This is a genomic window from Stenotrophomonas sp. YJH_SMC_37, from assembly GCF_059370035.1.
The window spans coordinates 359,389-381,503 of sequence record NZ_JCAFTG010000004.1 but is presented as its reverse complement, the minus strand read 5'-3'; the positions used below and the strand labels follow the sequence as shown (position 1 = coordinate 381,503).

The following is a 22,115-nucleotide window of genomic DNA, read 5'->3' as shown; positions in this document are numbered from 1 at the left end:
TCTCCCGGCAGCGGCCGGCTTACGGTTTCGGGTTGGCATTATCCGCCTTTTTGGCGGACTTGCCGTCGAACAGGCCAAACAGGGCGATGCCGATGGCACCCACCACAATGGCCGAATCGGCGATGTTGAACGAGGGCCAGGTGTAGCTGCCCACGTACCACTGGATGAAGTCGACCACGTGACCGTGCACCTGGCGGTCGATCACGTTGCCGATGGCGCCGCCGATGATCAGTGCATACGGCACCGCGGCCTTCCAGTTGCCACGGGCGGTGCCGCGCAGCCACCAGGCCATCAGGCCGCTGATGGCGATAGCCAGTGCAGTGAAGAAGTACTTCTGCCAACCACCGGCGTCGCTCAGGAAACTGAATGCCGCGCCGGTGTTATAGGTGCGGTACCAGTTCCAGAAGCCGTCGATGACCACCACCGGCTGGAACTCCGGGAGGCTGGACAGCACCCAGGCCTTGGACCACTGGTCCAGGCCGATGATGGCCACCGACAGCAGCAGCCAGACCAGGGCGTTCGGATGCGGACGGGGCGCGGCCATCAGAACCAGCTCCGCACTTCGCCGGCGCCGGTCACGTTGCTCACGCAGCGGCCGCACAGTTCCGGATGGCCGGCGTTGCTGCCGACGTCGGCGCGGTGGTGCCAGCAGCGCACGCACTTGGCCTTGCTGGTCGGCTGGGCACTGACGAACACCTCGTCGGTGGTCGCCGGGCGCACCTGCACGTCGCCACTGATGAACAGGAAACGCAGTTCATCGGCCAGCGGCTGCCAGCGCGCGGCCTGCTCCTCGCTGGCGGCAATGGTGATCTCCGCTTCCAGTGCGGCACCGATCGCGCCGTTTGCCCGCATCGGCTCGAGCACCTTGGCCACCTGTTCGCGCACGGCCAGCAGCTGGTCGAAGTCGGCGGCGTTGAGCTGGGCATCAGCCGGCAGCGGCGCCAGGCCGTCGTACCAGGTGGTGAACAGCACATGGCCAGCATGCTCGCCCGGCAGGTAGCCCCACAGCTCGTCGGCGGTGAAGGTCAGGATCGGCGCGACCCAGCGGGTGAACGCTTCGGCGATGTGGTACATCGCGCTCTGTGCCGAACGGCGACCGTGCGAATCGGTCGGCATCGTGTACAGGCGATCCTTGGTCACGTCCAGGTACAGCGAGCCCAGGTCCACGCTGCAGAAGTTCAGCAGCAGCTGCACGATCTCGGCCATGTTATAGCCGTCGTAGGCCGCCTTGATCTTCTCCTGCAGCTCCCACGCGCGATGCACGATCCAGCGGTCCAGCGCGACCATCTGCTCGAGCGGCTGCAGGTGCAGCGCCGGGTCGAAGCCGTCCAGGTTGCCGAGCAGGAAGCGTGCGGTGTTGCGCAGGCGGCGGTAGGCATCGGCATTGCGCTTCAGGATCTCCTGCGACAGCGACATCTCGTTGCTGTAGTCGGCCGAGGCGATCCACAGGCGCAGGATGTCCGCGCCCAGCTTGTTCATGATGTCCTGCGGCTCGATGCCGTTGCCCAGCGACTTGGACATCTTGCGGCCGTGCTCATCCACGGTGAAGCCGTGGGTCAGGCACTGCTTGTACGGGGCGCGCTTGTCGATCGCCACGCCGGTAAGCAGCGAGGACTGGAACCAGCCGCGGTGCTGGTCGGAACCTTCCAGGTACAGGTCGGCCGGCTTGCCGAAGCCACACGCGGCGAGCACGCCTTCATGGGTCACACCCGAATCGAACCAGACGTCGAGGATGTCGGTGACCTTCTCGTAGTCGGCGGCTTCAGCGCCCAGCAGTTCGGCGGCATCCAGCGAGTACCACACGTCGATGCCCTCGGCTTCGACGCGGTCGGCGACCTGCTGCATCAGCTCCACCGAACGCGGATGGATCTCGCCGGTCTGCCGGTGGGTGAACAGTGCGATCGGCACGCCCCAGGTGCGCTGGCGCGAGATGGTCCAGTCCGGGCGGCCGTCGACCATGCTCTGGATGCGCGCCTTCCCCCAGGTCGGGAACCAGCCGACGGTGTCGATGGCGGCCAGCGCATCGTTGCGCAGGTTGGCCTTGTCCATCGAGATGAACCACTGCGGGGTGGCGCGGAACACCACCGGCGTCTTGTGGCGCCAGCAGTGCGGGTAGCTGTGGCGGATCGGATGGAACGCCAGCAGCGAACCGTTCTCGCGCAGCACGCCGACGATGGCCTCCTGCGCCTTCCACAGGTGCTGGCCGGCCAGCACCACGTCACCGGCCGGCGGGGTCGATTCCAGGTACACGCCACGACCGTCGATCGGGGTCACCTGGCCAGCGTTGTACTTGTCCAGCAGGCCGTACTTCTGGCTGACCACGAAGTCTTCCTGGCCGTGGCCGGGGGCGGTGTGCACCGCACCGGTACCGTCCTCGTCGGAGACGTGGTCGCCGTTGAGCACCAGGATCTCGCGCTCCGGGTAGAACGGGTGCGCCAGCAGCTGGTTCTCCAGCGCCGCACCGGTGGTTTCACCGTGCAGCACCACGTTTTCGACGCCATAGCGCTGCAGCGCGCGCTCGGCCAGCGCCGCAGCCAGCACCAGCCAACGGCGCTTGCCGTTGTGCGCCGGGCCTTCGGCCAGCACGTAGCGGATCTCCGCGCCCAGCGACACCGCCAGCGAGGCCGGCAGCGTCCACGGGGTGGTGGTCCAGATCGGTACGGCCACTTCCACGTCGGCCGGCACGCTCACGCCGAACGCCTGGCCGATGGCCTGGGCATCGCGCGCGGCGTAGGCCACGTCGATCGCCGGCGATTCCTTTTCCTGGTACTCGATCTCGGCCTCGGCCAGCGCCGAGCCACAGTCGAAGCACCAGTACACCGGCTTGGCGCCGCGCACCAGGTGACCGTTGGCCACGACCTTGGACAGCGCGCGGATCTCGTTGGCTTCGAAGTCGAAGCTCAGGGTCTTGTACGGGTTGTCCCAGTCACCGGTCACGCCCAGCCGCTTGAAGTCCACGCGCTGGATATTGATCTGCTCTTCGGCGAACTCGCGGCACTTCTGGCGGAATTCGACGGCGTCGAGCTTGGTGCCGACCTTGCCCCACTTCTTTTCCACCGCGATCTCGATCGGCAGGCCATGGCAGTCCCAGCCCGGCACATAGGGCGCATCGAAGCCGGCCAGGTAGCGCGACTTGACGATGATGTCCTTCAGGATCTTGTTGACCGCGTGGCCGAGGTGGATGCGGCCGTTGGCGTACGGGGGGCCGTCGTGCAGCACGAACAGCGGGCGGCCGGCGGCGTTGTCGCGCAGCTGCTGGTAGAGCCCCTGCGCTTCCCACCGCGCCAGAATGCCCGGCTCGCGCTTGGGCAGGTCGCCGCGCATCGGGAATTCGGTGGCTGGCAGGTTCAGGGTGGTCTTGTAGTCCTGGCTCACGCAGTGGCTCGCAATCTATGTTCGGAAAGGATGGCGCGCGCCTGTTCGGCGTCGCGGTGCATCTGGTCGGTCAGCGCCGCCAGATCATTGAACTTCTCTTCGTCGCGCAGCTTGGCGACGAATTCCACGTCGATGTGGCGACCGTACAGGTCACCCTGGAAATCGAACAGGTGGGCTTCCAGCAGCGGCTCCACGCCCTCCACCGTCGGCCGCGTGCCGAAGCTGGACACCGATGGCCACGGTTGGTCGAACACACCATGCACCCAGGTCGCGTAGATACCCGACAGCGCCGGCGTCTTCGGGAAACGCAGGTTGGCAGTGGGGAAACCCAGCGTACGGCCAAGCTGTCGACCGCGCACCACCCGGCCGCTGATCGCGTAGGGACGGCCCAGCAGGTCGTTGGCACGGGCGAAGTCGCCCTGCTGCAGCAGCTGGCGGATGCGGGTGCTGGAAATGCGCTCGCCATGCAGATCCACCGCTTCGATCTCGCCCGCGGTGAAGCCCAGTGCAGCGCCCATCTTCTGCAGCAGGGCCAGGTCGCCACGGCGGCGGTTGCCGAAGCAGAACTCCGGGCCGATCCACACTTCGCGTGCGCCCAGGCGGTGGGCCAGCAGCCGGTGGACGAAATCCTCGGCCGGCATCGCTGCCATCGCCGCGTCGAAACGCAACAGTCCGATCGCATCCACACCGAGCTCGCGCAGGATCTCGACCTTGCTGCGCGCCAGGGTCAGCCGCGGTGGCGGCGTGCCCTGGGAAAAGAATTCACGCGGCAGCGGCTCGAATGCCACGGCCACTGCGGCCACGCCCAAGGCGCGCGCGCGGGCAACCGCGTGGCGCACCAGCGCACGATGGCCCAGGTGGAGGCCGTCAAATGCACCGATACAGACCACGCTTCCGTTGGGGAACAGCGCCCCGCCCTCCACGCTTCTGAACAGCCTGCTCATCAACTCTCGTTCCGGCCCGACCGGGGCCGCCGCTTCAATGGTGTAACCCTGAAGTATAGCCGTCACGGCGCACGATCAATGCCCACGCAGGTCGCGCGGGCGGAAGCCCATCGCCACCATGGCAACCGCGTAGGTCGCGCCACCGCCACCGACCAGCAGCGCCAGGGCGCCGATCCGCTCCCACACAGTCATCGCCGAGAAGCCTGGCAGCCAGTGCAGCAGGGCCAGCAGCACCCCGACCATGGCCGCGCAGGCCAGCAGCAGCCGCAGCAGATAGCCAGCCCAGCCCGGCCGGCGGCGGTAGACATCGGTCTTGCCCAGCCAGTACCAGAGCAGGCCCAGGTTCAGGTAACTGGACAGCGCACTGGCAATGCCCAGCGCCAGGTGCAGGCCCGGCTGCTTGCCGATGGCCGCCATCACGCCCTGCGCCTTCAGCTCGTCCGGCACCATCACCTGGTACAACACCGCCAGAAGGGCGAAGTTGAACACCATGTTGGCCACCAGCGCGGCCACACCCGCGCGCACCGGCGTCTTGGTGTCCTGGCGGGCGTAGAAAGCCGGCAGTACCACCTTCAGCAGGGCGAATGCCGGCAGGCCGAAGCTCAGGCCGTACACCGACAACGCGGTCATGCGGGTATCGAAGGCACTGAACTGGCCGTGCTGGAAGATGGTCGCGATCAGCGGCTCGGCCAGCAGCAGCAGGCCCAGCATGGCCGGCACCGAGATCAGCAGGGTCATGCGCAGGCCCCAGTCCAACGAGCGCGAGAAGCCCTCGCGGTCGGTACTGACGTGATGGCGGGCCAGCGCCGGCAGGATCACCGTGCCCAGCGCCACGCCGAACACGCCCAGCGGCAGCTCCAGGAAGCGGTCGGCCAGCGACAGCCAGGACTGCGAGCCATCGGTCAGCTTGGCCGCGATCACCGTGTCCAGCAGCAGGTTGATCTGCGCCACAGAGGAACCGAACAGGGTCGGCACCATCAGCGTCATCACCTTGCGCACGCCCGGATGGCTCCAGCCCCAGCGCGGCAGGGTCAGCAGGTTGATGCCCTTCAGCGAGGGCAGCTGGAACAGCAACTGCAGGATGCCGGCCGCCAGCACCGCCCAGCCCAGCGCCAGGATCTGCTTTTCTGGCGTGCCGCCCAGCCGCGGCGCCAGCCACAGCGCACCGGCGATCATGCACAGGTTGAGAATGACCGGGGTCAGCGCCGGCATCGCGAAGCGCTGGAAGCTGTTCAGCGCACCGCCGGCCAGTGCGGTCAGCGAGACGAACAGCAGGAACGGGAAGGTCAGGCGGAACAGGTCGACCAGCAGGCCCTGCTTGACCGGGTCGGTATCAACGCCACTGGAGAAGACCGAGGCCAGCTGCGGCGCGAAGATCAGCGCCAGTGCGGTGACCAGCATCAGCACCCCGCCCAGGGTGCCGGCGGTGCGCGCCATCAGTTCGCGCAGTTCGGCGTGGCTGCGGGTTTCCTTCACTTCCGTGAACACGGGCACGAAAGCGGTGGCAAACGAGCCCTCGGCGAACAAACGCCGCAGGAAATTGGGTACCCTGAAGGCGACCCAGAAAGCATCAGTGATGGCGTTGGTGCCGAACGTGGTGGTCACCACGAAGTCCCGGACAAGTCCGAGAACGCGCGAGACCATGGTCATGCTGCTGAACGACAGCAGGCCCCGCAACAACTTGGGTGAACTCACTCAGCGTCCCTCTTGACAATCGACTTGACGTGCATTTCTTACGCCATCATACTAGCTAGCTTGCTGTTCCCATAACACCGATTTTTCAGGAAACCACCACCGTGGCCAATATCAAGTCCGCCAAGAAGCGCGCCAAGCAGACCGTCGTGCGCAACGCGCGCAACGTGGCTCAGCGCTCGATGCTGCGCACCGCTGTCAAGAAAGTGATCAAGGCGCTGGACGCCAACGATGCCGCCGGCGCCGAAGCCGCCTTCGCCGTTGCCCAGCCGATCCTGGATCGCTTCAGCGCGCGTGGCCTGATCCACAAGAACAAGGCTGCTCGCCACAAGAGCCGCCTGAACGACCGCATCAAGGCCCTCAAGGCCGCCTGATCCGGCGTTGCCGCCCTGCCCTTCGGGGTTGGGCTGCAGGCAAAAGCCCGGCCCCGGCCGGGTTTTTTGTTGCCTGCGGTCCGGGCGATCCGCGGAGCCGCGCGGCCGGCACTACCAAATGAAAAACCCGGCCGAAGCCGGGTTTTTCGCATGGAACCACAACGGCATTACTGCGCGTTGCGGGCTTCCTGCTCTTCTTCCTTCTGGCGATCGAAGAAGGCCATGATCCGGCTCATGATCGGGAAAGTACCTTCGCGGCCCAGCGCGGAGACCAGGAACCACGGCTCCTTCCAGCCCAGTTCGGCGACGATCTGCTCGGCCGCGGCCTGCGCCTCGTCTTCGAACATCAGGTCAGCCTTGTTCAGCACCAGCCAGCGCGGCTTGTTCAGCAGCTCCGGATCGTGCTTCTCCAGCTCGCGTTCGATCGCACGCACCTGCTCCACCGGCGAAATCCCCTCCACGCCGCCTTCCATCGGCGAGATGTCCACCAGGTGCAGCAGCAGGCGGGTGCGCTGCAGGTGGCGCAGGAACTGCGCACCCAGGCCGGCACCATCCGCCGCGCCTTCGATCAGGCCCGGAATGTCGGCGATCACGAAGCTGCGGTGGTTTTCCACCTTCACCACACCCAGGTTCGGGTACAGCGTGGTGAACGGGTAATCGGCCACCTTCGGCGTTGCAGCCGAAACGGCACGGATCAGGGTGCTCTTGCCGGCATTGGGGAAGCCCAGCAGGCCGACGTCGGCCAGCAGCTTCAGCTCCAGCTTCAGCGTGCGCTCCTCACCCGGCTCGCCCGGCAGCGCCTGGCGCGGCGAGCGATTGGTCGAGCTCTTGAAGTGCATGTTGCCCAGGCCACCGCGGCCGCCCTTGGCCACCAGCAGGCGGTCGCCGTGCCGGGTCAGGTCGCCGATGACTTCATCGGTGGCAACGTTGATGACCACGGTGCCGACCGGCACGGTGATGGTCAGGTCTTCGCCGCCCTTGCCGTAGGCCTGGCGGCCCATGCCGTTCTCGCCACGCTGCGCCTTGAAGATGCGCTCATGGCGGAAGTCGACCAGGGTGTTCAGGTTTTCGTCGGCGCGGATGTAAACGCTGCCGCCCGCACCGCCGTCGCCGCCGTCCGGGCCGCCGAGCGGAATGAACTTCTCGCGACGGAAGCCAATGCAGCCGTTGCCGCCGTTGCCGGCGAACACTTCGATTTCTGCTTCGTCTACCAGTTTCATTGTTTCGATGCCTGCGATGGGCGCGGCCTGCTGGCCGCCACCTTGAATGTCATGCCGGCCGCGGGCCGGTAACCCGGCCCAGCCGGTCTTGCTTCAACTCTAACGAAAAGCCCCGCCGAAGCGGGGCTCTTCATGCAGCACTCCCATGCCGGGGCACGGGTGCCGGCGATGCCTGGATCAGGCGTCGGCCGAGACGATGCTGACGGTGCGGCGCTTCTTGGCGCCCTTGACCGAGAACTCCACCTTGCCGTCCACGAGGGCGAACAGGGTGTGGTCACGGCCCAGGCCAACGCCGGTGCCCGGGTGGAACTGGGTGCCGCGCTGACGCACGATGATGTTGCCGGCTTCGATGGCCTGGCCGCCAAAGATCTTGACGCCCAGGTACTTCGGGTTGGAGTCGCGACCGTTGCGCGAGGAGCCTACGCCCTTTTTATGTGCCATGACTGCTTCTCCTGATACTTAGCCGGCGATGCCGGTGATCTCGATTTCGGTGTAGTACTGACGGTGACCCTGACGCTTCATGTGGTGCTTGCGGCGACGGAACTTGATGATCCGCACCTTGTCAGCACGACCCTGGGACAGGACCTTGGCGGTGACGGCAGCGCCCTTCAGCGCATCGCCCAGCTTCACGCCATCGCTGTCACCCAGCATCAGGATGTTGTCGAACTTGATCTCGCTGCCGACTTCGACTTCGAGCTTTTCAATGCGGAGCTTTTCGCCCTGCGCCACGCGGTATTGCTTACCGCCGGTGACCAGTACTGCGTACATGACCAGGCCTTCCTCTGTAGTTATTGTGGTCTGAACTGCCGCCATCGAGGGCGGACAGGAGCGGGATTGTACGCAGATCAGCGGGCGCGGGTCAAGTCAACCCCTGAACGACCCACGGGCCCGGGCCTGCAGGCCGAGCCATGCACGGCTGAACGGTTCGCGGTCCAGGCCGCTGCACATGGCCCGACCCTACACAAAGCTGTCGGCCGGTCTCACAACGTGAGACGCCGGGGTGGCATTGTCGCCCATTGCCCCCATCTGGTCACCTCGGTAGGCTGACCGATTGCCGTTCCCTGCTGGCCCGGCACCCAGCCAACGCCCCCACAACCGGATCCCCCATGGCGATGGATTTCATCCGCATCCGCGGCGCGCGGACGCACAACCTGAAGAACCTCGACCTCGACCTGCCCCGCGACAAGCTGATCGTGATCACCGGCCTGTCCGGTTCGGGCAAGTCCTCGCTGGCGTTCGACACCATCTATGCAGAAGGCCAGCGCCGCTACGTCGAGTCGCTGTCGGCCTATGCGCGCCAGTTCCTGAGCGTGATGGAAAAGCCGGACCTGGACCACATCGAAGGCCTGTCCCCGGCCATCTCGATCGAGCAGAAGTCGACCTCGCACAACCCGCGTTCGACGGTCGGCACCATCACCGAGATCTACGACTACCTGCGCCTGCTGTACGCACGCGTGGGCACCCCGCGCTGCCCGGACCACGGCTACCCACTGGAGGCGCAGACGGTCAGCCAGATGGTCGACCAGGTGCTGACCCTGGACCCGGAGCAGCGCTACATGCTGCTGGCCCCGGTCATCCGTGACCGCAAGGGCGAACACGCACAGGTCTTCGACCAGCTGCGCGCGCAGGGCTTCGTGCGTGTGCGCGTGGACGGCGAGCTGCACGAAATCGATGCGGTGCCGCCGCTGGCGCTGCGCCAGAAACACACCATCGAGGCGGTGATCGACCGCTTCCGCCCGCGCGAGGACATCAAGCAGCGCCTGGCCGAGAGCTTTGAAACGGCGCTCAAGCTGGGCGATGGCATGGCCTCGGTGCAGAGCCTGGACAGCGCCGATGCTTCGCCCACGCTGTTCTCCTCCAAGTACTCCTGCCCGGTCTGCGACTACTCGCTGCCGGAGCTGGAACCGCGCCTGTTCTCGTTCAATGCACCGATGGGTGCGTGCCCCGGCTGCGATGGCCTGGGCATGGCCGAGTTCTTCGATCCGTCGCGGGTGGTGGTGCATCCGGAGCTGTCGCTGGCCGCCGGTGCGGTGCGAGGCTGGGACCGTCGCAACGCCTACTACTTCCAGCTGATCGCCTCGCTGGCCAAGCACTACAGGTTCGACGTGGACGCTGCGTGGAACTCCCTGTCAGCCAAGGTGCAGCAGGCCGTGCTGTACGGCAGCGGCGATGAAACGATCACCTTCACCTACTTCACCGAAGCCGGCGGCCGCACCCAGCGCAAGCACCGCTTCGAAGGCATCATTCCCAACCTCGAACGCCGCTACAAGGAGACCGAATCGCCGGCGGTACGCGAGGAGCTGTCCAAGTACATCAGCGAACGCCCGTGCCCGGAGTGCAACGGCGCGCGCCTGAACAAGGCGGCACGCAACGTGTTCGTGGCCGACCGCCCACTGCCGGAGCTGGTGGTGTTGCCGATCGACGAGGCGCTGAAGTTCTTCAGCGAGCTGAGCCTGCCGGGCTGGCGTGGCGAGATCGCCGCGAAGATCGTCAAGGAAATCGGTGAGCGCCTCGGCTTCCTGGTCGATGTGGGCCTGGATTACCTGACCCTGGAACGCAAGGCCGACACCCTGTCCGGTGGCGAGGCGCAGCGCATCCGCCTGGCCAGCCAGATCGGCGCCGGCCTGGTGGGCGTGATGTACGTGCTCGACGAACCGTCGATCGGTCTGCACCAGCGCGACAATGAACGCCTGTTGGGCACCCTCACCCGCCTGCGCGACCTGGGCAACACGGTGATCGTGGTCGAGCATGACGAGGACGCGATCCGCCTGGCCGACTACGTGCTGGACATCGGCCCGGGCGCGGGTGTGCATGGCGGCGAGATCGTCGGCCAGGGCACCCTGCAGGACATTCTGGAGGCCCCGCGCTCGCTGACCGGCCAGTACCTGTCCGGCAAGCGCGCGATCGCGATTCCTGCTCGCCGGCACACGCCGAACCCGAAGATGACGCTGCACCTGCGCGGTGCCAGCGGCAACAACCTCAAGGGCGTGGACCTGGCGATTCCGGCGGGCCTGCTGACCTGCGTGACGGGCGTGTCCGGCTCGGGCAAGTCGACCCTGATCAACGATACCCTGTTCTCGCTGGCTGCCAACGAGATCAACGGTGCCTCGCACCCGGTTGCGCCGTACAGGGAGATTGATGGCCTGGATCTGTTCGACAAGGTGGTGGACATCGACCAGTCGCCGATCGGCCGCACCCCGCGATCGAACCCGGCCACCTACACCGGCCTGTTCACGCCGCTGCGCGAGTTGTTCGCACAGGTGCCGGAGGCGCGTGCGCGCGGCTATTCGCCGGGCCGTTTCAGCTTCAACGTGCGCGGCGGCCGCTGCGAGGCCTGCCAGGGCGACGGCCTGATCAAGGTGGAGATGCACTTCCTGCCGGACGTGTACGTGCCCTGCGATGTCTGCCACGGCAAGCGCTACAACCGCGAAACGCTGGAGATCCTTTACAAGGGCTTCAACATCAACGACGTGCTGGAAATGACCGTCGAGGATGCGCTGAAGCTGTTCGAGCCGGTGCCGTCGATCGCGCGCAAGCTGGAAACGCTGGTGGACGTGGGCCTGAGCTACATCAAGCTGGGCCAGAGCGCGACCACGCTGTCCGGTGGTGAAGCCCAGCGCGTGAAGCTGTCCAAGGAACTGTCGCGCCGCGATACCGGCCGCACCCTGTACATCCTCGACGAGCCGACCACCGGCCTGCACTTCCACGACATCGAAGCGCTGCTGGGCGTGCTGCACAAGCTGCGCGACGAAGGCAACACGGTGGTGGTGATCGAGCACAACCTGGACGTGATCAAGACCGCCGACTGGATCGTGGATCTGGGCCCGGAAGGCGGCCATCGCGGTGGCACCATCCTGGTCACCGGCACGCCGGAGGATGTGGCGGCCTGCCCGCAGTCGTACACCGGCCAGTTCCTGGCCCGCATGCTGCCCTCCACCAGCGCGCGCCCGGAGCAACCGGCTGCGGTGGCCAACAAGCCCGACGCCCGTCCGCCACGCAAGCTGAAGCCTGAGAAGCCGGCGAAGAAGGCGGTGGCTGCCAGGAGCACCGGCAAGACCAGCAAGACCGCGACGACCCGCAAGAAGAAGGACGCCTGATGAGCAGCGAACACAAGATCCTGGCCCGCATCCCGATCAGCGTGCGCTGGCGTGACATGGACAGCATGGGCCACGTCAACAATGCCAAGTACATTTCCTACCTGGAGGAAGCGCGCGTGCGCTGGATGCTGGGCGTGGAAGGCGTGTCGATGACCGACCGCATCGCACCGGTGGTGGCCGCGACCAACGTCAACTACCGCCTGCCGATCGTGTGGCCCAACGACATCCTGGTCGAGCTGTTCGTCGAGCGCCTGGGCAACAGCAGCGTGACCATCGGCCACCGCATCGTCGACCAGCAGGACGACTCGAAGCTGTACTCGGATGGCAACGTGGTGGTGGTCTGGATGGATACGCAGACCGGCAGGAGCGCACCGCTGCCGGAGGCGATCCGCAGCGCTTCCACCTGAAGGTAGTGCCGGCCGCTGGCCGGCAACCTCCAGATGCTTCGCGCATGCCGGCCAGCGGCCGGCACTACCGATCCCATTCAAAGGACTGAGATGATCCACCAGACTGAACTGCGCGACCTGCTGCCCGGCATGGTCCCCTTCCCTACCGATGTCTTCCCCGCTGACCAGGCGTGGCTCGCCCAGCATCTGCTGCCGCTGCTGAAGATCGACCTCGGTGTGCTGCGCCCTGAACTGGCCGGCCAGGTGGCAACGATGCTGTGCCCGATCGAGCCGTACGACGGCTGCATCGGCGAGACCACCGAAGAACACCACAACGACTTCACCAGCACCAACTGGATCGCCTTCGAGCTGACCGCCGGCAACCAGATGCGCTTCCTCGGCAACGAGGGCTATTTCATCGGCGATCGGGTGGATGACAAGCACGCGCGGAAACACATCGTGCAGATGCGCGAGAGCTATGCCAAGGCGCGTGACTACCATGCCACGCACGGCCGCCTGGCCTGCTACTCGCGCTATGGCAAGGACGAGCCCAGCGAGCGCGATTACCTGGATACGCTGGGTGGACGGATTTCCTGTGGCAACTGGATCGAAACAGCCGATATTCCGGCCGCCTTCACCCTGGAATTCACCGACGCCGCCAACGACCGGCATGCTCCAGATGATGCCGAACTGGCGATCATCCGCCACGGTGGCCACAAGTTCTTCGCAGTGGCCGAAGTCGCTGGCTACAACTGGTGCGCCACCGGCGCCGACGCGATAGTGATGCTGTATGAGCCGGTGAGCCGCACGGTGCTGTTCTCGTACGACTGGACGTAGCATCCCGCCGGGCATGGCCCGGCGCAACGGGCGACGCGTTACGGCGCAGCCTTGCGCACGGTCAACGTCGCACTCGCTTCGCCGCCGCCTTCCAGCTGCAGCCGCAACGGCAACGCCTGGCCTTCCTTCAACGCGCCCTTGCCCTGCATCAGCATCAGGTGCAGGCCGCCGGGCTTGAGCTCGGCACGCGCGCCCGGCGCCAGCGGCAGGCGTTCGATCGCGCGCATCCGGCTGACGCCATCGACAATCGTGGTCTCGTGCAGTGACACATCATCGAAGCTGCTGCTGGCTGCGCCAGTGATCGCCACCGCCTTGCTGCAGCCGTTGTGGATCACGCCGTAACCAGCGGTCATCGGCATCGCCGGATTCGGTGGCAACCGCGCCCAGCCCTGCTCCACCGTGACGCAGGCCGGTTCGGCCGCTGAAGCCGATGCTGCGGCCGCACACAGAACCCACAGTACGCCAACGAATGGTTTGGTTATCATCGCCCAGGTTCCTTCTTCGCAACGAGACCGCAGCATGACGACGCTCATCGAGGTGATCAACCACGGCCCCATCCGCGAGCTGCGCCTGGCGCGGCCGCCGGTCAATGCACTGGACACCGACCTGTGCCGGCAGTTGATCCACGCCATCGAGCTGGCCATGGCCGAAGACGCGCACGGCATCGTGCTGTCGGGCAGCGAGCGCATCTTCACCGGAGGCATGGACGTGCCGCACCTGCTCTCGCACGGCGATGACAAGCACAGGCTGCTGGACACCTGGAACGCCTTCTTCGGCGCGGTGCGCACGCTGGCCGAGAGCCGTATCCCGGTGGTGGCCGCGATCACCGGCCACGCGCCGGCCGGTGGCTGCGTGCTGGCGCTGTGCTGCGACTACCGGGTGATGGCGCGCAGCGCCGATCCGTCGCGCCCGTATGCCATCGGCCTGAACGAAGTGCAGGTCGGCCTGATCGCGCCGGAGGGCATCCAGCGGCTGCTGCGGCGTGCGGTGGGTGTGCACCGTGCCGGCGTGCTGCTCACCACCGGTTCGCTGGTGCCGGCCGAACAGGCACTGCAGATCGGGCTGGTCGATGAGCTGGCCGAGGGTGACCTGGTGGTGGCACGTGCCGTGGCCTGGCTGCAGAACCTGCTCAAGCAGCCGCGCCAGCCGATGTTGCTGACCCGCGCCATCGCCCGCGCCGACCTGCACGAGGCGCTGCACCCGGACCTGATCCAGCTCGACCGCTTCGTCGAGGCCTGGTTCGCCCCGGATGCACAGAACGCGCTGCAGGCGCTGGTGGCCCGCCTCGGCAAATAACGGTAGTGCCGGCCGCTGGCCGGCAGCCACAGGCAGTCCAAGAGGATCATGAGGTTGCCGGCCAGCGGCCGGCACTACCGAAGATCGGGCAGCCGGCCTGCACCGGTATAATCGGGGCCTCTTCACTGCTGTGGCCGCCCCCTTGAACGACATGCCCGAACCCGTCGTCTCCGAGCTGATCGACCTGCTCACGCTGGAGCGGCTGGAGGACAACCTGTTCCGCGGGCAGAGCCGCGACATCGGCACCAAGTACGTGTTCGGCGGGCAGGTGCTGGGCCAGGCGCTGGCCGCAGCGCAGGCCACGGTCGACAATGGCCGCCACGTGCACTCGCTGCACGCCTATTTCCTGCGCGCTGGCAACATCGACCACCCGATCGTCTACGACGTGGACCGCACCCGCGATGGCGGCAGCTTCTCGGTGCGACGGGTCACCGCGATCCAGCACGGCAAGGTGATCTTCTTCTGCGCGGCCTCTTTCCAGCAGGCCGAGACCGGCGCCGAGCACCAGCACAAGATGCCCGAGGTGCCGCAGCCGGAAGACATCGAACCGAACCGGCCGCTGCCGGCCGAGGTGCTGGAGCGACTGCCGATCAAGGTGCAGCGCTGGCTGTCGCGTGGCGGCCCGTTCGAGTTCCGCCACGTCTACCCGCGCGATGAACTGAACCCGCCCAAGCGCCCGCCCTACCACCAGGTGTGGCTGCGCCTGAGCGAACCGGTCGGCGATGCGCCCGAACTGCACCAGGCGCTGCTGGCCTACGCCTCCGACTTCCACCTGCTGGGCACGGCGACGTTCCCGCACGGCATCAGCTACTACCACCCGCACGTGCAGATGGCCTCGCTCGACCACGCGATCTGGTTCCACCGCCCGTTCCGTGCCGACGACTGGCTGCTGTATTCGCTGGACAGCCCCAGCGCGCAGGATTCGCGCGGCCTGGCCCGCGGCCAGTTCTTCACCCGCAACGGCGTGCTGGTGGCCAGCACCGCGCAGGAAGGCCTGATCCGCGTGGTTCCCGACCAGGCTGCCGCGGCCGCCGTGCCGGCCAAGGAGTAAAACCCATGCGCCAGATCTTCAGCAGCCAGCGCGTGGAAACCGTCGAAGGCGTGGCCGAGCTCCTGCGCGGGCATGGCATCGAGGTCAAGGTGACCAACGGGCGCTCCTACAAGACCCGTCGCCGCGGCCAGTTCAGCTATACCGACCTGGGCAACGCCAACGCCTATCCGGCGGTATGGATCGTGCGTGCCGACGACCAGCCGCGCGCGCGCGAAATCCTGCGCGAGGCGCGCCTGCTCGACACTACCCGCCGCGACCACCCCACCGCCGAATTCGCCTTCCGCGACACGGCGGAACCGGGCAGCGGCGGCCGCAGCTGGGCCTGGCGCATCCGCATCGCCCTGCTGGTGGTGATTGCTGGCGTGGCGTTGGTCATCGGCCTGCGCCATCGTGGTGCCCCGGCACCGGTCGCGCCGGCCCCTGCCCCGCAGGCCCAGCCGCAGCAGGCACAGCCGGCACCGCAGGCCGCGCCGGCAGAGGAAGAAGTGCGGGTCCGCATCCAGCCCTCCAAGTAAGAGGCGGTAGCGCCGGGCCATGCCCGGCGAGCGCAGCGGCCTGTCAGCAGGGCCGCGACTTCACCGCAACCCGTCAGGATTGGCCCCCCCTTGTTGTTCAAGGGGGCGCGCCAACGGCGCGGGGATGAGGTGGAATGCGCGGACCGAAGATGCATCAGCATCTGCGGTCACACTTCGCGCGCGGCTCCGTCATGGGACACAATCCCAGCAGGAGAGCTGCCGCCATGACGACGTTCGCCGCATCGATCGACCAGACCCTGGAACGCGAACTGCCCGCCGCCGCAAGCGGTTGCCAGCACGCCTACGGGCGCATCGTGCTGGCCTGCCAGAACACGGTCACCGCCATCGCGCTGGCCATCACCCGCGACCGCCAAGCCAGCGAGGACATCGCCCAGGAGGCCTTCGTCAAGGGCTGGCAGCAGCTGCACCAGCTGCGCAGTTCGACCAGCTTCCTGCCGTGGCTGCGGCAGATCACCCGCAACCTGGCCCGCGACTGGCTGCGCGCCCAGCGCGGGCGCCCGCTGACTGGCGAGGCGGCCGAGGTGGCGATGGGCATGGCCGCCGACCCCGCCCCGGGTGCTGCCGACCGCCTGCAGCGGGTGGAAGAGGAGATCGCCGCCGAGGAGATCATCTCTGCCCTGCCCGCAGACAGCCGCGAAGTGCTGCTGCTGTACTACCGCGAGGGCCAGCGCTCGCAACAGGTGGCCGACCTGCTCGGGCTCAGCGACGCTGCGGTGCGCAAGCGCCTGTCGCGCGCCCGCGCGCTGGTGCGCGACGGCCTGCTGCAGCGCTTCGGTGAGTTCGCGCGTAGCAGCGCACCCAGTGCCGCGTTCGCTACGGCGGTGGTTTCGATGGTACTGGTGGCCGCGCCCGGCACCGCCAGTGCCGCAATCCTGCTCGGCACCGGTGTCGGCATCGGTGGCAGCAAGCTCAGCCTCGGTGGCGCCAGTGCCGCCGGCGGTACCGCGATGGGCTCGCTGACCGCCGCACTGGGGCAACTGCACATGATGCCGGCTGAAAGCTGGGGAGCGGTCATCGGTGGCGTGGTCGGCGGCACGGTCGGCAGCTACTTCGGTGGACGCTTCCTGATGTCGTACACCCGCAGCGAGGCCGAGCGCGCCGACGTCCGTCGTTTCCTCTATCTCAACATCGGCACCTGCATGCTCTGGTGCCTGACGATCCTGATGGCAGTGCTGCTGCAGGCGCCGCTCTGGGCCGTCCTGCTGGTGCAGGTCGCGGGCCTGGCCGTAGTCAACTACCAGTGCCTGGTACCGCTGCAGCGGCTGATGGCGCCGATGATCGCGCGTGACTCGCTGCAGCGCGGGCTCACCGGAACCAACTGGAAGTACGAGGCCATGTACGGCCGCACCGGCATCATCGCCATGAACCTGATGGTCATCGCGCTTGTGCTGTATTCGCTGGTGCGGAGCGGCCGGCTGTAACGGACAACGCCGGCGATGCGCCGGCGTTGTCGTCAATCACAGCATTGAAACTCAGCGCTGCGGCTTCGGCGCGCTGCCATCACGCGGGCCACCGTGGCGCGGGCCGCCGTGCATCGGACCCTTGGCCGCGTCGAACTCGGCCTTGCTCAGCTGGCCGTCCTTGTTGGTGTCGGCGGCGGCAAACCAGGCATCACGATGCTGCTTCATGCGCAGCTCGCGGTCGGCCTTGTCCAGGTAGCCATCCTTGTTCAGATCAAGCTGATCAAAACGCGCGGCCAGGCGCGGATCGGCCTTGGCTTCCTCGCGGCTGAGGCGGCCGTCCTTGTTGACGTCCAGCGTGGCCCAGCGCTCACCGCCATGGCCGCGGCGGCCATGCTGCCAGCGCGGCAGTTCGTCGCGCGAGAGCTTGCCGTCCTTGTTCTTGTCCAGCTCGTCGAATTTCGCAGCCAGGTGCGGGTTGGCGGCCGCCTCGCTGCGGTCGATCACGCCGTCACCGTTGGTGTCCAGCTTGGCCGGGCGCGGTGCCGGCGTGGCCGGGGTGTCGGCGGCCAGCGCGATTCCGGAAGCAGAGGTGCCCAGCAGCAGGGCCAGCAGCAGGGGGGTACGGATCATGAGGTCACTCCTGGGGATGGGAACAGCGTCGGGGTGATCACTTCACCCTCGAAGGACAACAACGCTCGGACGCGACATCGGTTGACGCCGCTGCCGGTTCCGTTCATCCGGCGGACAGTCGCCGCCACTGCGACGGGCTGGGGCTATGCTGTGTCCATGGCGATCCATGGCGACAGAGACGACGAACTGCGACTTTTCCAGACCGGCGAGCACCCTTGCGGGTACTGGTCGGACCGGGTGGCACGCGACCTGGTGCTGGACCCGAACGACCGCCGCCTCGGCGCCCTCTATCCGCTGGCACTGAGCTGGGGCTTCCGCCGCAGCGGCGACCTGGTCTACCGGCCGCACTGCGCGCACTGCCAGGCCTGCGTGGCAGTGCGCATCCCCGTGGCCCGCTTCGCCCCGGACCGCAGCCAGCGCCGTTGTGCCGCCCGCAATGACGACCTGGAGGTGCGGATCACCGCCGCCACCGCCCGTGACGACCTGTTCGCGCTGTACCACCGTTATCTCACCCACCGCCACGCCAACGGCGGCATGGACGACCATGGCCCGCACGAGTTCGAGCAGTTCCTGATCGGCAGCTGGTCGCACACCCGCTTCATGGAGATGCGCCTGCCCGGCCACGACGGCCAGCCCAGCCAGCTGCTGGGGGTGGCAGTGACCGACGTCACCGAGCACGGCCTGTCGGCGGTCTACACCTTCTTCGACCCGGACCACGCCGCGCGCGGGCTGGGCACCTTCGCGATCCTGCAGCAGATCGAATGGGCGCGCCGCGAGGGCCTGCCGCACGTGTATCTGGGCTACTGGATCCGCGGCCACCAGAAGATGGACTACAAGCGTCGCTTCCATCCGCTGGAAGCCTACGATGGCCGCCGCTGGCACGATTTCGACAACGATCTGGACGGGCGCTGACAAACCGCTGACACCGGGCCGGGTGCACAATACGGCCCATGAACATGACCCGCCGCCATCCCCTGATCCTCGCCCTGGCCCTGCTCTGCGGCGCCACCGCCCCTGCCTTCGCCACGTCCCCTGCGATGACCGAAAAGCCGTCCGCTGCGCTGCGCCTGGCGACCTACAACACGTCGCTGTACTCCGATGACGCCGGTGGCCTCATCAAGGAACTGGAAGGCGACAGCGAGCACGCACGCAAGATCGCCGCGGTGCTGCAGCAGGTGCGCCCGGATCTGGTGCTGCTGAACGAATTCGATTTCGACGACGCCCATCGCGCCGCCGACCTGTTCCAGAAGCGCTATCTGGAAGTCGCCCAGCCCGGTGGCGGCAAGCCGCTGCATTTCGCCTATCGCTACCTGGCCCCGGTCAACACCGGCGTGCCCAGCGGCCTGGACCTGGACAACAACGGCGTGGTCGGCGGCGAAGGCCGCAGCCGTGGCAATGACGCGTGGGGCTACGGCCTGCACCCCGGCCAGTACGGCATGCTGGTGCTGTCGCGCTACCCGATCGACGAAGCCAAGGTGCGCAGCTTCCAGCTGCTGAAGTGGAGCGCGATGCCCGGCGCGATCCGTCCGGTCGATCCGCGCACCGGCAAGAGCTTCTACAACGACCACGTGTGGTCGCAGCTGCGCCTGTCCTCGAAGTCGCATTGGGACGTGCCGGTGAAGACCCCGGGCGGCGTGGTGCACGCGCTGGTCTCGCACCCGACCCCGCCGGTGTTCGACGGCCCGGAAAAGCGCAACGCCGCGCGCAACCACGACGAACTGCGCCTGTGGCAGGAATACCTGTCCAAGGGCGACAAGTCGTGGCTGTGCGACGACAAGGGCCAGTGCGGCGGCCTGGCCCAGGACGCGCGCTTCGTGATCCTTGGCGACCTCAACAATGACCCGGCCGATGGCGATGGCCGCCATGAAGCAATCGTCGAGCTGATCGAGAACGCCCGCGTGCTGCGCTACCCCACCCCGCGCAGCGTCGGCGGCGAGCAGACCAGCCTGGCCTATGCGGCCAAGGGCATCGAGCGCAAGGGCGCACCGTTCCACGCCACCGGCGACTTCGGTCCGAAGTCCGGCACGATGCGCCTGGACTACGTGCTGCCCTCGACCGGTTTCGAGTACGTGGGCAGCGGCATCTTCTGGCCGGCCAATGAGAGCCCGGAAGCGAAGATCGCCGACGGCAGCGACCACCACCTGGTGTGGGTGGACGTGAAGCAGTAACCGGAATGGCCGATTGCTGAAGATGTTGTAGAGCCGAGCCCATGCTCGGCTACTGCAACCAACCAAGCTTAGTAGCTCTGCCAGTCAATCTGAGCGTCAGCCCCGAGATACCGGTCCTGCCAAGCCTGCTCCCGGCCCAGGGAATCGATGAACTCATCCTCGGAAAGCTGCTCATATCCGAGCTCGATTTCCATCTTGTTCTCTGGATCCAGATGAAACGTCAAACTCGTCCAGAGTGCATGGTGCCATTGCGCAAAGAGCTGATGCATCTCCAGAAGCGCTGCTTCCGCATCATCTGGAATTTCTAGATAGCCGTATGAGCCTGACGGCTTGCGGTAGAACGCCCAACCCGACCAGACATTCTTGATGATCTCGAAGTTCAGCCAGATCCCGCATTGGTCGGTAGGCACGGCATCAATCAGTGATTGGCCAATTCGGTGATACAAGGCAGATAGCGCTGATGTAAGCCGCTCGTCCAAGCCTTCTCCTGAGATGTCTTTGGCATTCATCCGTCAGAAGATAAAACACGCAGGATTTTGAAGCTCAACCAGATGTCGCTTTCAGCTCGCAATTGCGGCCTAGCGCTCTACGTCTTTGCAGCAAACCCTCTAACGGCAGCATCTGGCACTCAATAGCCCCAGCAGGCCGTCGCGCATGACTGAAGATGTGAATCCATTGTCGGGCTGAAAGCGTCACATGGAAAAGCAGCCGAGCGTGGGCTCGGCTCTACAGAAGACTCACACAGTTCATGGCAAGCCGGCGGGTGCGGCCTGGCGCTACCGCACAGAAATCTGTACCGACCAACGGTCGGTACCTACCGGGATGCGGCCGCCGGGCATGGCCCGGCGCTATCGGTTTACGGGCGCAGTTCGACGCCGATGGCGTCGGCGGCGTCACGCGCGATGGCGCGTGCTTCGTCGATGGTTTCCGCGCGCGCCAGGGTCACGCCCACGCGGCGATGACCGTGCACGCTCGGCTTGCCGAACAGGCGCACGGCGGTGTCAGGCACCTGCAATGCAGCGGCGACGTTGTTGAAGTACGGCACGCCCTCGCCGTGTGCCAACAGCGCGCACGACGCCGACGGGCCGCTCTGGCGGATCACCGGGATCGGCAGGCCGAGGATGGCGCGCGCATGCAGCGCGAACTCGCTCAGCTCCTGCGATACCAGCGTCACCAGGCCGGTGTCGTGCGGGCGCGGCGACACTTCGCTGAACCACACCTCATCACCCTTCACGAACAGCTCGACACCGAACAGGCCCCAGCCGCCGAGGTCGTCGGTGATCGCACGCGAGATCTCTTCGGCACGCGCCAGCGCCGCGCTCGACATCGGCTGCGGCTGCCAGCTTTCGCGGTAGTCCCCGTCCTTCTGCAGATGGCCGATCGGCGCGCAGAACGAGGTGCCACCGGCATGGCGCACGGTCAGCAGGGTGATCTCGTAATCGAAGTCGATGAAACCCTCGACGATGCAGCGGCCGGCGCCGGCGCGGCCACCGGTCTGTGCGTACTCCCACGCCGGGGCGATGTCCGCTTCGCTGCGCAGGGTGCTCTGGCCCTTGCCCGAGGACGACATGACCGGCTTGACCACGCACGGCAGGCCGATGGCGGCCACGGCAGCACGGTACTCGGCCTCGGTATCGACGAAGCGGTACGGCGAGGTCGGCAGGCCCAGGGTTTCGGCGGCGAGGCGGCGAATGCCTTCGCGGTCCATGGTCAGGCGTGCAGCACGCGCGGTCGGGATCACCCGCAGGCCCCGCTCCTGTTCCAGCTGGACCAGGGTCTCGGTGTGGATGGCCTCGATCTCCGGCACCACCAGGTGCGGCTGCTCCTCGGCGATCAGAGCGCGCAGCGCCATCGCGTCGAGCATGTCGATCACGTGCGAGCGGTGCGCGACCTGCATGGCCGGCGCATCGGCGTAGCGATCGGCGGCGATCACCTCCACGCCCAGCCGCTGCAGCTCGATGGCCACCTCCTTGCCGAGTTCGCCCGAGCCCAGCAGCAGCACGCGGGTGGCGGAGGGGGACAACGGAGTTCCAAGCTTGGCCATGGCGGTTCCAGCAGCAATGTGAAGGCGGATGGGCATTCTAGCTGGCCGCGCCCTCTGGCCAT

At 66.8% G+C, this 22,115-nt stretch carries 21 protein-coding genes; 10 read left to right on the top strand and 11 right to left on the bottom strand.

Going from position 1 to position 22,115, the window contains the following annotated elements; genetic code table 11:
- Positions 1 to 19: 19 nt before the first annotated feature.
- The 4 genes from lspA to murJ all read right to left on the bottom strand — a co-directional run bounded on the left by lspA (position 20) and on the right by murJ (position 5,999).
- Positions 20 to 544: a signal peptidase II gene (gene lspA, locus AC5P8J_RS08760; protein ID WP_014646377.1), complete on the bottom strand. Its 525-nt coding sequence runs from the start codon at positions 542 to 544 to the stop codon at positions 20 to 22.
- Positions 544 to 3,375 carry an isoleucine--tRNA ligase gene (gene ileS / locus AC5P8J_RS08755; protein ID WP_494540043.1) on the bottom strand — a complete coding sequence of 944 codons (2,832 nt, stop codon included), beginning with the start codon at positions 3,373 to 3,375 and terminating at the stop codon, positions 544 to 546. Before ileS ends, lspA begins: the two co-directional genes overlap by 1 nt.
- Positions 3,372 to 4,319: a bifunctional riboflavin kinase/FAD synthetase gene (locus AC5P8J_RS08750; RefSeq protein ID WP_019659293.1), complete on the bottom strand. Its 948-nt coding sequence runs from the start codon at positions 4,317 to 4,319 to the stop codon at positions 3,372 to 3,374. Before AC5P8J_RS08750 ends, ileS begins: the two co-directional genes overlap by 4 nt.
- A 75-nt stretch (positions 4,320 to 4,394) precedes the next feature.
- The gene (gene murJ, locus AC5P8J_RS08745) at positions 4,395 to 5,999 is read right to left on the bottom strand and encodes a murein biosynthesis integral membrane protein MurJ (protein ID WP_032955127.1); all 1,605 of its coding nucleotides are present in this window, start codon (positions 5,997 to 5,999) and stop codon (positions 4,395 to 4,397) included.
- Positions 6,000 to 6,115: 116 nt separating this feature from the next.
- Here murJ and rpsT point away from each other — a divergent pair, with 116 nt between their 5' ends.
- Positions 6,116 to 6,385 (top strand): 30S ribosomal protein S20, encoded by a 270-nt coding sequence (gene rpsT, locus AC5P8J_RS08740; protein WP_005408560.1) that lies wholly within the window; start codon positions 6,116 to 6,118, stop codon positions 6,383 to 6,385.
- Positions 6,386 to 6,552: 167 nt separating this feature from the next.
- On the opposite strand, the gene cgtA is transcribed toward rpsT, so the two are convergent.
- The 3 genes from cgtA to rplU all read right to left on the bottom strand — a co-directional run bounded on the left by cgtA (position 6,553) and on the right by rplU (position 8,373).
- Positions 6,553 to 7,605, bottom strand: coding sequence for an Obg family GTPase CgtA (gene cgtA, locus AC5P8J_RS08735; RefSeq protein ID WP_021202450.1), 1,053 nt, complete (start codon positions 7,603 to 7,605; stop codon positions 6,553 to 6,555).
- A 177-nt stretch (positions 7,606 to 7,782) separates the two neighbouring features.
- The gene (gene rpmA / locus AC5P8J_RS08730) at positions 7,783 to 8,046 is read right to left on the bottom strand and encodes a 50S ribosomal protein L27 (RefSeq protein WP_005408558.1); all 264 of its coding nucleotides are present in this window, start codon (positions 8,044 to 8,046) and stop codon (positions 7,783 to 7,785) included.
- A gap of 18 nt (positions 8,047 to 8,064) precedes the next feature.
- Entirely contained in the window at positions 8,065 to 8,373 is a 309-nt protein-coding gene (gene rplU, locus AC5P8J_RS08725; protein ID WP_005408557.1) for a 50S ribosomal protein L21, read from the bottom strand.
- Between the two features lie 338 nt (positions 8,374 to 8,711).
- Here rplU and uvrA point away from each other — a divergent pair, with 338 nt between their 5' ends.
- From uvrA to AC5P8J_RS08710, 3 genes are all read left to right on the top strand, one after another.
- Positions 8,712 to 11,702 (top strand): excinuclease ABC subunit UvrA, encoded by a 2,991-nt coding sequence (gene uvrA, locus AC5P8J_RS08720; protein ID WP_494540042.1) that lies wholly within the window; start codon positions 8,712 to 8,714, stop codon positions 11,700 to 11,702.
- The gene (locus tag AC5P8J_RS08715; protein WP_019659297.1) at positions 11,702 to 12,109 is read left to right on the top strand and encodes an acyl-CoA thioesterase; all 408 of its coding nucleotides are present in this window, start codon (positions 11,702 to 11,704) and stop codon (positions 12,107 to 12,109) included. The genes uvrA and AC5P8J_RS08715 overlap by 1 nt, the downstream gene beginning before the upstream one ends.
- Positions 12,110 to 12,199: 90 nt before the next feature.
- Positions 12,200 to 12,925 (top strand): enolase, encoded by a 726-nt coding sequence (locus tag AC5P8J_RS08710; RefSeq protein ID WP_494540041.1) that lies wholly within the window; start codon positions 12,200 to 12,202, stop codon positions 12,923 to 12,925.
- A 38-nt stretch (positions 12,926 to 12,963) separates the two neighbouring features.
- Here the strand turns inward: AC5P8J_RS08710 and AC5P8J_RS08705 are convergent, their stop codons facing one another.
- Entirely contained in the window at positions 12,964 to 13,410 is a 447-nt protein-coding gene (locus tag AC5P8J_RS08705; RefSeq protein WP_134730360.1) for a copper chaperone PCu(A)C, read from the bottom strand.
- Positions 13,411 to 13,444: 34 nt separating this feature from the next.
- Between AC5P8J_RS08705 and AC5P8J_RS08700 the strand changes: the two genes are divergently transcribed.
- The 4 genes from AC5P8J_RS08700 (at position 13,445) to AC5P8J_RS08685 (ending at position 17,229) form a co-directional block, all read left to right on the top strand.
- The gene (locus AC5P8J_RS08700) at positions 13,445 to 14,221 is read left to right on the top strand and encodes an enoyl-CoA hydratase/isomerase family protein (protein WP_019659300.1); all 777 of its coding nucleotides are present in this window, start codon (positions 13,445 to 13,447) and stop codon (positions 14,219 to 14,221) included.
- A 151-nt stretch (positions 14,222 to 14,372) separates the two neighbouring features.
- Positions 14,373 to 15,272, top strand: a complete 900-nt coding sequence (tesB, locus tag AC5P8J_RS08695) for an acyl-CoA thioesterase II (protein ID WP_032953622.1) — start codon at positions 14,373 to 14,375, stop codon at positions 15,270 to 15,272.
- Between the two features lie 5 nt (positions 15,273 to 15,277).
- The gene (locus AC5P8J_RS08690; RefSeq protein ID WP_019659302.1) at positions 15,278 to 15,787 is read left to right on the top strand and encodes a pathogenicity-like protein; all 510 of its coding nucleotides are present in this window, start codon (positions 15,278 to 15,280) and stop codon (positions 15,785 to 15,787) included.
- A gap of 224 nt (positions 15,788 to 16,011) precedes the next feature.
- Positions 16,012 to 17,229: an RNA polymerase sigma factor gene (locus AC5P8J_RS08685; RefSeq protein WP_019659303.1), complete on the top strand. Its 1,218-nt coding sequence runs from the start codon at positions 16,012 to 16,014 to the stop codon at positions 17,227 to 17,229.
- A gap of 51 nt (positions 17,230 to 17,280) precedes the next feature.
- Here AC5P8J_RS08685 and AC5P8J_RS08680 read toward each other — a convergent pair whose 3' ends face one another.
- Positions 17,281 to 17,841, bottom strand: coding sequence for an EF-hand domain-containing protein (locus AC5P8J_RS08680; RefSeq protein ID WP_021203117.1), 561 nt, complete (start codon positions 17,839 to 17,841; stop codon positions 17,281 to 17,283).
- A gap of 156 nt (positions 17,842 to 17,997) precedes the next feature.
- On the opposite strand from AC5P8J_RS08680, the gene AC5P8J_RS08675 reads away from it, so the two are divergent.
- Together AC5P8J_RS08675 and AC5P8J_RS08670 are read left to right on the top strand one after the other, a co-directional pair.
- The gene (locus AC5P8J_RS08675) at positions 17,998 to 18,753 is read left to right on the top strand and encodes an arginyltransferase (protein WP_111150364.1); all 756 of its coding nucleotides are present in this window, start codon (positions 17,998 to 18,000) and stop codon (positions 18,751 to 18,753) included.
- A 38-nt stretch (positions 18,754 to 18,791) separates the two neighbouring features.
- The gene (locus tag AC5P8J_RS08670; protein ID WP_459389628.1) at positions 18,792 to 20,009 is read left to right on the top strand and encodes an endonuclease/exonuclease/phosphatase family protein; all 1,218 of its coding nucleotides are present in this window, start codon (positions 18,792 to 18,794) and stop codon (positions 20,007 to 20,009) included.
- Between the two features lie 68 nt (positions 20,010 to 20,077).
- Here AC5P8J_RS08670 and AC5P8J_RS08665 read toward each other — a convergent pair whose 3' ends face one another.
- The gene (locus AC5P8J_RS08665) at positions 20,078 to 20,488 is read right to left on the bottom strand and encodes an immunity protein YezG family protein (RefSeq protein WP_021203114.1); all 411 of its coding nucleotides are present in this window, start codon (positions 20,486 to 20,488) and stop codon (positions 20,078 to 20,080) included.
- Between the two features lie 377 nt (positions 20,489 to 20,865).
- Entirely contained in the window at positions 20,866 to 22,053 is a 1,188-nt protein-coding gene (gene purT, locus AC5P8J_RS08660; RefSeq protein WP_459389629.1) for a formate-dependent phosphoribosylglycinamide formyltransferase, read from the bottom strand.
- Positions 22,054 to 22,115: the final 62 nt, after the last annotated feature.